At 69.0% G+C, this 11,266-nt stretch carries 4 protein-coding genes; all 4 read right to left on the bottom strand.

Translation table 11 applies throughout. From position 1 onward, the window contains the following. Positions 1 to 31 precede the first annotated feature (31 nt). Entirely contained in the window at positions 32 to 1,447 is a 1,416-nt protein-coding gene (locus tag AC3AP7_RS21275) for an efflux RND transporter periplasmic adaptor subunit (protein ID WP_487364536.1), read from the bottom strand. Beyond that, positions 1,434 to 2,243 carry an efflux RND transporter periplasmic adaptor subunit gene (locus AC3AP7_RS21270; protein ID WP_487364535.1) on the bottom strand — a complete coding sequence of 270 codons (810 nt, stop codon included), beginning with the start codon at positions 2,241 to 2,243 and terminating at the stop codon, positions 1,434 to 1,436. The genes AC3AP7_RS21275 and AC3AP7_RS21270 overlap by 14 nt, the downstream gene beginning before the upstream one ends. A gap of 2 nt (positions 2,244 to 2,245) precedes the next feature. Continuing rightward, positions 2,246 to 3,979, bottom strand: a complete 1,734-nt coding sequence (locus AC3AP7_RS21265; RefSeq protein WP_487364534.1) for a TolC family protein — start codon at positions 3,977 to 3,979, stop codon at positions 2,246 to 2,248. 64 nt (positions 3,980 to 4,043) lie between these two features. Beyond that, positions 4,044 to 11,252 (bottom strand): DUF4347 domain-containing protein, encoded by a 7,209-nt coding sequence (locus tag AC3AP7_RS21260; protein WP_487364533.1) that lies wholly within the window; start codon positions 11,250 to 11,252, stop codon positions 4,044 to 4,046. Positions 11,253 to 11,266 lie beyond the last annotated feature (14 nt).

Here is an 11,266-nt window from a genome sequence, read left to right as displayed (position 1 = left end):
CGATCGGGCATACCTGACGGCATCGCGGCCTTTACCAGCCCAGCCATTGCCGCGCGGTCGCGAGCGGGCGGCGCAGCACGTAGTAGACGAGCGGCACCCAGCCGCCGCGAATGCGCGCGGTGCCCATCATGCCGAGCACGGGCCGCACGCCGTCGCCGCTGAAAGCGGCCTTGATGCGGTAAGCGAGCACGCCCTCGGGCGTCGGCTCGGCGCGATAGGCGATGGTCTCGATGCGCGCGTCGTACGACGCGAGCGGCGAGCTCTGCGGATAGAGCGTGAGGCGCGCGCCGGGCCGCACGTCGATGTCGTCCGCGACCGGCAGCCAGGCCGTCAGTTCGACGTGCGCGGGATCGGCGAGCAGCATCACCTTCTCGCCGACCGCGACCGCCCGGCCGGTCCAGTCGTTCGTGTCGGCGAACACCGCGACGCCCGCGCGCGTGGCGCTCACGCGCACGCGCGCGAGCTGCGCGGCCGTGTAGTCGAGATCGATCGCGCTTTCGTCGAGCTTGCCCTTGCGCAGCGCCATGTCGAGCCGGTCCTTGTCGTCGGTGACGGCGAGCTGCGCGGTCTGCCGGTACTCTTCCTGCGCGGTGTCGTAGTCCTTGCGGGCGACCGCGTAGCGCGACTGCAGCGTCGTCGGATCGAGCCCGAGCAGCGCCTCGCCGACCGTCACGCGCTGATTCGGCTGCACGTAGAGCCGGTCGATCACGCCGTCGAGCGGCGCGCGCACGACGAACGGATCCTTCGCGGTGACTTCCGCCGGCGCCAGCACCGTGAGCCGCACCGGCACGATGCAGAGAACGGCCGCGCCGATCAGCAGCCGGCGCCGCGTGCGGCCGGGCTTCAGCGCCGCGCGCACGCGGGCGGTCCACGACGGCAGCGGATGCAGCGCGGCGAACGCATGCGACCACGCCTGCGCCAGTTCGGACAGCAGCGCGAGATCGACCGGCGCCCAGGCCTCGTCGCGCGCGAACAGCACGGCGCCGAGCAGACGCCCCGAGCGGTCCGTCAACGTCAGCCAGAGACCGTGCGCCGGCCACCACGCGCTCCATTCGGCGGCGAGCGCGGCGGCGTCGGCCGGCAGGTCGGCCGCCCCGAACGGCCGCACGACGCGCGCGCCGTCCGCAGCCGGCGACGCCTCGCGCGCGAGCACGCGGCACACTGCGCCGAGCCATTGCACATACGGTGCGCCGGGGTCGCTTTGCGGCAGCCCCGACACGGCGCCGACCGCCCCCGGCAACGGCGCGCGCCACCAGGCAGCCTGCCGGTACGGCAGCAGCGCAAGCGTTTCGTTGACGATGGTGAACGCGAGCGTCTGCTCGCTCGCCGCGTCGCGCGCGCGTGCGGCGAGTTGCCAGAGCAGCGCGATCTGGGCCGGCTCGATGCGGATCGTCGTGCCGCTCATGCCCGCCGCGCCGCCCGGGCGCGCGCCGTCATCGGGGGACATCGAACAGCGCCCAGCCGCTCATGCCCGGCAGCAGCTCCGGCGCGCTGCCCGTCAGCGCGGCGGTGACGTCGACGGTCTGCGTCACGGGATCGACGCTCGCGCCGATGCGCGCGACGCGCGCCGGATAGCGGCGGCCGACCTCGTCCACCTGCACCGTCAGCGGCCGGCCGGGCTTGAGCCACGCGAGCCACTTCGACGGCACGATCATTTTCAGTTCGAGATGGCCGGTGTCGACGATCGTCAGCAGCGTCTTGCCGGCTTCGGCAAACTGCTGCGGCGACGCGTCGCGCGTGACCACGCGGCCGGCGAACGGGGCCGTGATCGTGCACTGGCGCACGGTGGCCTGCATGAACGCGACCTGTGCGGCGTCGGACTTCGCCTTGCCTTGCGCCTGCGCGACGTCGAGCTCGCCGATCGAATGCAGTTGCGCGAGCCGCTCGTCGACGCCCAGCAGATCGTGCGACGCGCCGGCTTCCGCCTGCGCCTTGTGCAATTGCGCCACGTACAGCGCGCAGTCGAGCGACACCAGCACCTGGCCGGTACGGAACGCATCGCCGTCGCGAAACGGCAGCGACGCGATCTTCGCATTGATCTCGCTGGAAATATCGACCTTGTCTCGCGATACGAGCTGGATGCGGATGCGGCCGTCGTCGGCCGACGGCACCGACGAAGCCGGCACCGCCGCCGCGAGTTGCGGCAGCGGCTGGGGCGGCGTCGCGCATCGGCCTTGGGGCGCCCAGAACAGGGCACAACACCACGCCAGCGACGCGCATGACGCGCGCCATCCCTGCGTCATCCTCATTGCTCCGCCCCGCTGTGCACGACGTCGGCCCGCGCGCTCGTCTGCACGACCGACGCGGCGACCGGCAGCGGCCGCGCTTGAGGCTGAGCTTGTGCCTGCGTTTGGGCTTGCGTTTGGGCTTGCGTTTGGGCTTGCGTTTGGGCTTGCGTTCGAGCCTGCGCCGGCGCGTGTGCGGCTGCCGCCGCCAGCGTCGGCCCCGGCGCGGGCTGCTGCGCCGCCGCGACCGGCGCCGCGCCCGCCTGCCCCAGGGCGCGCCAGCGCTGCTGCTCCTGACCGATTGCCTGCTCGATCGACGCGAGATCGTCGCCCTTGAGGGTATCGGGCACCGGATCGAGACCGAGCGTGGCCAGCAACTGGCCGTAGGCGCCTTCCATTTCGCCGTAGCTTTCGAACAGGCGCAGCTCCGACATCATCGCGGTCGCCGCCGCGCGAATCTCGGCGAGCTTGCCTTCGGCGCTCGCCTGTTCGGCGTTGCGCGTGTGGACGAGAATCTGCTGGTCGACGTCGTCGAGCTGGCGCGCGAGATCGAACTGCCGCTCCTTCGCGTCGAGCTCGATGCGCGCGACGTGCACCTGCGTCAGCACGGCCATGCTCAGCGCGAGCCGCTGGGCCTTCGCCACATCGAGTTTCGCGTTCGCGACACCGCGGATGTTCTTCGCGTTCAGCACGTTGAGCAGGTTCCAGCTCACCTGGAGACCCGCGTCGCGCCACGAGTGGAAGGTCAGGAAACTGTTGCTGTCGTAGTGCGTGCCGAGTTCGATCTCGATGCCCGGCAGCAGCTTCGCGAGCGCCTCGCGCGTCTGGTTCACGCCGATGCGCGCGTTGTAGTCGGCTTCCACCAGTTCGGGCCGCCGTTCGAGCGCGGTCTCCTCCATTTTCGCCATCGGCATGTCGAAGGTCGGGATCGCGAAGCCGGCCGGCGGCGCGAGCGTGTAATCCTCGCCCGGTTCGAGATTCATCAGCGCCGCGAGCTTCGGCTTCGCTTCGTCGAGCTGGTAGCGGATCGCCTCGAGCTGACGGATCATGTCGAGCAGTTCGCGCTGATAGGTCAGCGTGTTCAGCGGCGAACTCAACTGCTCCTGCTGCGCCTTGCGCGAATCGTCGAGCGCCGCTTCGGCCTGCTTCAGCAGCGGCGCGATGTGCCCGCTCAGCCGTTGCGCGCCCGCTGCCTGCCAGTACGCCTCGCGCACCTGCTGCATCATCAGCTGCACGACCTTGCGGCGGCGCTGTTCGAGCACCAGCACGCGGTCGGCCTGCTGCTTCGCCTCGAAATAGCTGACGCCGAAATCGAGGATGTTCCAGGTGAACGCCAGATCGAAGGTCTTGTCCGTCTTGTCGGCCGAATACGACGGCGGCAGCGACGGGCCGCCGGTCAGGTAGTCCTCGGAGCTGGACACGAGGTAATGGTTGCGCGCCGTGTAGCCGGCATCGGTCGTCAGCTTCGGCAGCATGTCGAAATTCGACACGTCGAGCTGCCGCTGGCCGAGTGCTTCCTCCATCATCTTCTGCCGGTGATCGAGGTTGTAGCGCAGCGCGCGCGCCATCGCCTCGTCGAGCGTGATCGGCCCCTTCACCGGCGCCTCGTTGCTGAACATCGCCGTGCGGTCGGCCTGCGCCTGCCGGGTCAGTTCGCTGCCGGTCAGCGGCGTCGGTCGCACCGCGCAGCCGGATAGCCACAGCGCGGCGACCGCCAGCGCGCACAACGACAGCCGCGGGACAAAGCGGGACATGGAAGCGTCTTTCACTATTTCGCTCTCTTGATCTTGAAGGTAGGGATAGCGTGTCGATCGAACGTCATGCGTTCGCCGGATGAGAAGAGGACGGCGCGAGCGGCACCACGTGCAGCAGGCCGCGCTGCCGCGCAAACTGCGCGGCGAGCGACGGCTTGCCGGCCGGCAGCGCCGCCTGCGGGACCGGGTGGGGAGCGGCGTGCGGCGCGGGATGGGCGGGATGCGTCGGATGGGCGGGCTGTCCTGAATGCGCGGGATGCGCGTGCGCATGGGCCAGTTCGACGATCACCTCGCGCCGCGCCCGATGCCCGTTCGCGTCGCGCACCACCACGATCAGCCGCAATTCGCGCGGTCCGTTCGCCGGCGCGACGCCGGACAGACGTCCGGTTGCGGGGTCGTAATGCAGCCAGGCCGGCAGCGCATGGCCGTCGGGTGACTCGAGCGCGACAATCGCGCCGCCTGCGCCGCCGTTCGCCGCGTCGACGACGCCCGTCAGCACCACCGAGAACGCGCGGTCCGGCGCGATATCGATCCGCTCCACGGCGGCCGGCGTCGCGAACGACGGCACCGGTCCGAACGACGGCGGCGCGAGCGTCGGCCCGCTCGCGACCGTGGTGGTGTTGATTCCGGCGAACGGACGGCCGCTGCCGTTCGAGAACGTGATCGTCCGGACCACCGGCGTCGTATTGATCGGGTTGTTCGGCGTGTCGAGCGCGGTCAGCACGAACGGCGCGGGCGACAGCACGTCGCCGAACCCGCTCGCGCCGGACGTCCCGGGGGCCGGCATCTCCATGCCGGGCGGCATCGCCGGCTGCACCACGGCAGGCGGCTCCGCGGCAACCACCACCGTCGTCGTGACGGGCGCGCTCGTCTGCGTGCCGTCGCTGATGACGAAGCTCACGGTGCGCGTGCCGCTCACCATGTCGCCCGGGCCCTGTGCATAGCGAACCGCGTTCAGCGCGGCCTGCCACTGCGCGAGCGTCGCCGTCGAGCCGGCCGACGTCAGCGTCAGCACGCCGGTGCTCGCGTCGTACGTGCCGGCGATGTTGCCCATCGTCGCGCCGTCTTGCGTGAACACCAGCGTATCGCCGCTGGCAAACCCGCCGGTGATCGATACCGTCGCCGACGCCTGCGTCGCATTGTCCCGATCGGACACGGTCAGCCCCGGCGCGAGATCGACCGACGTCCCCGCGCCGGTCGCCGCATAGGCCACGCTGTGGCCGCCGCCGCTCAGCACCGGCGTCTGGTCCGTGTCGGCGACCGTCACCGTGCGCGTCGCCATGTTGCTGGTCGCCGCGTTGTCGTCGGTCACGGTGAAGCTGATCGTGCGCGTCGCATTGTTCGGCGTGATCGCCGTGTCCGTGTACGTCACCGCCTGCAGCGCGGCCTGCCATTGCGCGACGCTCGCCGTGCCGCCCGACGAGGTCAGCGTCAGCACGCCGGTGCTCGCGTCATAGGAAGCCGCGATGTTGCCGTAGGTCGTGCCGTTCGTGTTCGCGAACGACAGCACGTCCTCGCCGCCGTGGAAGTTGCCCGTGACCGCCACCGTGGCCGATTGCAGCTCGCCGCTGCCCGGGTCCGTCAACGTCAGACCCGGATCGATTGCAACCGGCGTCGACGCCACGTTGTCGCCCGCGACGAACGCGGCCGACCCCGCATCCGTCGTGACGGTCGGCGGACCCAGCACGTCGACCGTCTTCGTCGCGGCCACGCTGTTTTCCGCGCCGTCGTTGACGACGAACGACACCGTGCGGTCGCCCGGCGTCGCGGATGACGATGCCGAGAACGTCACCGCGTCGAAGGCGCTCGCCCATTGCGCGTCGGTTGCGGTTGCACCCGACGAACTCAGCGTCAGCACGCCCGTGCCCGCGTTGTACGATGCCGTGATGTTGCCGTACGTCGCGCTGCCCGTATTCGTGAACGACAGCGTATCGCCGCTCTGGAAGCCGCCCGTGATCGACACTGTGCCCGACGCCTGCGTCGTGTTGTCGAGGTCGCTGACCGCTGCGCCGCCGTCCACCGCGGCGCCCGTCGTGCCCGCAACGTAGCGCGTCGCGCCGGCCGTCGTCGTGACGATCGGCGTCTGGTCCGTGTCGGCCACGGTCACCGTGCGCGTCGCCATCGCGCTGGTATGGCTGTTGTCGTCGGTCACGCTGAAGCTGATCGTACGCGTCGCATTGTTCGGCGTGACCGCGATGTCCGTGTACGTCACCGCCTGCAGCGCGGCCTGCCATTGCGCGACGCTCGCCGTGCCGCCCGACGACGTCAGCGTCAGCACGCCGGTGCCCGCGTCATAGGAGGCCGCGATGTTGCCGTAGGTCGTGCCGTTCGTGTTCGCGAACGACAGCAGGTCTTCGCCGCTATGGAAGTTGCCCGTGACCGCCACCGTGGCCGATTGCAGCTCGCTGCTGCTTCCATCGGTCAGCGTGAGCCCCGGATCGATCGCGACCGGCGTCGACGCCACGTTGTCGCCCGCGACGAACGCGGCCGACCCCGCATCCGTCGTGACGGTCGGCGGACCCAGCACGTCGACCGTCTTCGTCGCGGCCGCGCTGTTTTCCGTGCCGTCGTTCACGACGAACGACACCGTGCGGTCGCCATAGGTCGCGCTCGTGCTGGAGAACGTCACCGCGTCGAACGCGTTCGACCATTGCGCGTCGGTCGCGGTCGCGCCCGACGAACTCAGCGTCAGCACGCCCGTGCCCGCGTTGTACGACGCCGTGATGTTGCCGTACGTCGCGCTGCTCGTGTTCGTAAACGACAGCGTATCGCCGCTCTGGAAGCCGCCTGTGATCGACACCGCACCCGACGCCTGCGTCGTGTTGTCCAGATCGCTGACGGCGGCGCCACTATCGACGCGCACCGCCGACGTGTCGCCCACGTAGTCCGTCGTGCCCGACGATGTCGTGACGATCGGCGTCTGGTCCGTATCGGTCACCGTCACCGTGCGCGTCGCGGTATTGCTGATGCTGCTGTTGTCGTCCGTGACGGAGAAGCTGATCGTGCGCGTCGCATTGTTCGGCGTGATCGCGGTGTCCGTGTACGTCACCGCCTGCAGCGCGGCCTGCCATTGCGCGATGCTCGCCGTGCCGCCCGACGAGGTCAGCGTCAGCACCCCGGTGCTCGCGTCATAGGAAGCCGCAATGTTGCCGTAGGTCGTGCCGTTCGTGTTCGTGAACGACAGCACGTCTTCACCGGCGTGGAAGTTGCCCGTGATCGCGACCGTGGCCGATTGCAGCTCGCCGCTGCTTCCATCGGTCAGCGTGAGCCCCGAATCGATCGTGACCGGCGTCGACGCCGTGTTGTCGCCCGCGACGAATGCGGCCGACCCCGCATCCGTCGTGATGGTCGGCGGCCCCAGTACGTCGACCGTCTTCGTCGCGGCCGCGCTGTTTTCCGCGCCGTCGTTCACGACGAACGACACCGTGCGGTCGCCCGGCGTCGCGGATGACGATGCCGAGAACGTCACCGCGTCGAACGCGTTCGACCATTGCGCATCGGTCGCGGTTGCGCCCGACGAACTCAGCGTCAGCACGCCCGTGCCCGCGTTGTACGATGCCGTGATGTTGCCGTATGTCGCGCTGCCCGTGTTCGTGAACGACAGCGTATCGCCGCTATGGAAGCCGCCCGTGATCGACACCGTGCCCGACGCCTGCGTCGTGTTGTCGAGGTCGCTGACCGTCGCGCTGCCGTCGACGGCCGTCGCCGACGAGCCGCCCACATAGCCCGTCGTGCCGGACGATGTCGTGACGATCGGCGTCTGGTCCGTATCCGCCACCGTCACCGTGCGCGTCGCGGTATTGCTGGTATTGCTGTTGTCGTCCGTGACGGAGAAGCTGATCGTACGCGTCGCATTGTTCGGCGTGACCGCGATGTCCGTGTACGTCACCGCCTGCAGCGCGGCCTGCCATTGCGCGGTGCTCGCCGTGCCGCCCGACGACGTCAGCGTCAGCACGCCGGTGCTTGCGTTATAGGAAGCCGCGATGTTGCCGTAGGTCGTGCCGTTCGTGTTCGTGAACGACAGCACGTCTTCACCGGCGTGGAAGTTGCCCGTGATCGCGACCGTCGCCGCCTGCAGTTCGCCGCTGCCCGGGTCCGTCAACGTCAGACCCGGATCGATCGCGACCGGCGTCGACGCCACGTTGTCGCCCGCGACGAACGCCGCCGAGCCCGCGTCGGTCGTCACGACCGGATCCGGATTCGTCACGTCGACGGTCTTCGTCGCGGCCGTGCTGTTTTCCGTGCCGTCGTTGACGACGAACGACACCGTGCGGTCGCCATAGGTCGTACTGGTGCTGGAGAACGTCACCGCGCTGAAAGCGTTCGCCCATTGCGCGTCGGTCGCGGTCGCGCCCGACGAACTCAGCGTCAGCACGCCCGTGCCCGCGTTGTACGACGCCGTGATGTTGCCGTACGTCGCGCTGGCCGTGTTCGTGAACGACAGCGTATCGCCAATCTGGAAGCCGCCGCTGACCGACACCGTGCCCGACGCCTGCGTCGTGTTGTCCAGATCGCTGAGCGATACGCCGTTATCCACGGTGACCGCGCCCGTGCCGCCAAGGTAATTCGTCGTGCCGGACGATGTCGTGACGATCGGCGTCTGGTCCGTGTCGGCCACCGTCACCGTGCGCGTCGCGGTGTTGCTGGCGACGCCGCTATCGTCCGTCACCGTGACGCTGATCGTGCGCGTCGCATTGTTCGGCGTGACCGCCGTGTCGGTGTACGTCACCGCCTGCAGCGCCGCTTCCCATTGCGCGGTGGTCGCCGTGCCGCCCGACGAGGTCAGCGTCAGCACCCCGGTGCCCGCGCTGTACGCCGCCGCGATGTTGCCGTAGGTCGTGCTGTTCGTGTTCGTGAACGACAGCATGTCTTCGCCGCTCTGGAAGTTGCCCGTGATCGCGACCGTCGCCGACTGCGATTCGCCGATGCTGCCGTCCGTGAACGTCAGCCCCGAATCGACCGCCACCGGCGTCGAACTCGTGTTGTCGCCCGCGACGAATGCGGCCGACCCCGAGTCCATCGTGACGGTCGGCGGCGCGGTCACCGCGACCGTGTCGGTCGCCGCGAGGCTGTTGCCGGTGCCGTCGTTGACGACGAACGACACCGTGCGGTCGCCGGTCGTGGTGCTGGTGCTCGAAAACGACACCGCGTCGAGCGCGGCCGTCCATTGTGCCTTGGTTGCCGTGGCGCTCGACGAGTTCAGCGTCAGCTCGCCCGTGCCCGCGTTGTACGATGCCGTGATGTTGCCGTACGTCGTGCTGTTTGTATTCGTGAACGACAGCGTATCGCCGCTGTGAAAGCCGCTGCTGATCGTGACCGTCGCCGACGCTTCGGTGGCGTTGTCGCTGTCCGTCACCGACACGCCGCTGTCGATCGTGACGGGGTTGGCCGACGTCGCCTCGTAATTCGTCGTGCCGCCGGTCGTCGTCACGACCGGAATCTGATCGGTCGTGGAGACCGACACCTGCTTCGTCACCGTGTTGCTCGACCCCGCGTCGCCCTCGCCGTCGTTCAGGGAGAAGCTGATCGTGCGCGTCGACGTGTTCGGCGCGATCGCGGTGTCGGTATACGTGACCGCTTCGAGCGCCGCCTGCCACTGGGCGATGGTCGCGGTGCCGCTTGCCGACGTCAGCGTCAATACGCCGGTGGCCGCGGTATACGACGCCGTGATGTTGCCGTACGTCGCGCTGCTCGTATTCGTGAACGACAGCACGTCCTGCCCGCTATGGAAATTGCCGGTGATCGAGACGGTCGCCGAGACGGCCGTGCCCGAATCGCCGTCGGTGAGCGTGATACCGCTGTCCACCGCGACCGGCGTCGACGGCGTGTGCACGACATTGTCGCCCTCGACGAACGACGTGGTGCCGCCGCTCGCGGTGAGGTTCGGCGGCGAACTGAGGTCGGTGTAGGTGAAATTGTTCAGCGTCGGCGTGAAAGGGCCGCTGTCGCCGGAATCGAGAATCTCGATCGACGTGATGCCCTTGAAGTTCGCGTTGCCGGACAGATTGACGAGACCGCTCAGTTGCGAGCCCGACAGCGCGATTTCCTTGCTGGTGTTGCCGTCCGGAATCAGATAGATCGTGCCGCTGCTCAACCCCTCGTCGAAGTCGAAACTGCTCACCGCCATCGGATCGCCGTCCGAGAGGGTGATCGTGACCTCGGTCATCGGCGCGTTGCCGTTGTCGTTGATCATCAGCACGCCGTCCGTCGCGCCGGTCGACAGCGGTGCGCCGTCCACCGTCCCGTTGTTCGTCGTGCTCGTGTAGACGCCCGACTCCACCGCGTTGTCGGTCGTATAGGTGATGCCGTCGAGCGTAAACGACGACGCGTTCGACGCGATCACTTCCCCCGCGCCGCCGTTCGCGTACGCGTCGTAGGTTTCGACCGTCTGCCCGAGCACGTAGGCGTACTGCTGTTCGGACGCCGCGGAAAAAATCACCGGCGTATGCACGTCGCCGACCTGGTATTCGAGCGTCCAGTCGCCGCCGAGCGACGCCGCGCCGGTGGCGTCGCTCGATGCCGCGACGTTCAGGCCGGTCAGCGCCGCGACCTGCTGCACGAGCGCCTGCCCGTCCGCGTTCTGCGCGACGTCGCAGCCGTAGATCAGGAAGTCGCCGCCGGGCTTCATCGCCGCGCCGATCTGCGCAAGCTCGGCGCTGTATGCCGACAGGTCGCCTTCGTTCAGCCAGGTCGAACCGACCTGGATCTCGCCATCCGCGCCATGCGACACGAGGTGAATCGCATCGACGCCCGGATGGGCCTCCAGGTACTGCGCGATCTGTTCGAGACCGTCGGTGTCGGGATTCAGAACGACGTAGCGCGTGCCGGGCGGCAAGCCGCTCACCAGTTCCTGATAGTCGCTCACGCTCGGGTCGACGAACACGACCTGATTTTCCTGCCCCGCGGCCGTCTCGCCGGGCGTGCGGTGCACGTTGAATTCGCGCAGTGCCTGCGCATCCGCGCCCGCGGACCCGCCGGGGTGCGACGCCGGATTCGCCGCCGTCGCGCCGACGGCTTCCGACGTGCCGACGCGTGCCGACGCATTCGCGACCGCATTTTCAGCTGCATGCTCCGCCCTGCCGGCATGGCTCGCGGCGTTGCCGGCGCTCTCTTCGGTGTGGTGATGCACGGCCGCGCCGATCACCGCGACCGACGCGTCATAGACAATCCGGGGTTCGAGCGGCAGCAGCAGCGGCGCCGGCCTGACCGGCCGCGCGCCCGCCGGCCGGCGCGGCGCGAGGAGATGCTTGAGCAGTTGCGTGACGACTTTCATGCTTCAGGTTCCTG

This window comes from Paraburkholderia sp. PAMB 6770, assembly GCF_057748135.1.
Note: the sequence above shows the minus strand (reverse complement) of the source record. Positions and strands in the feature narration are given on the sequence as shown.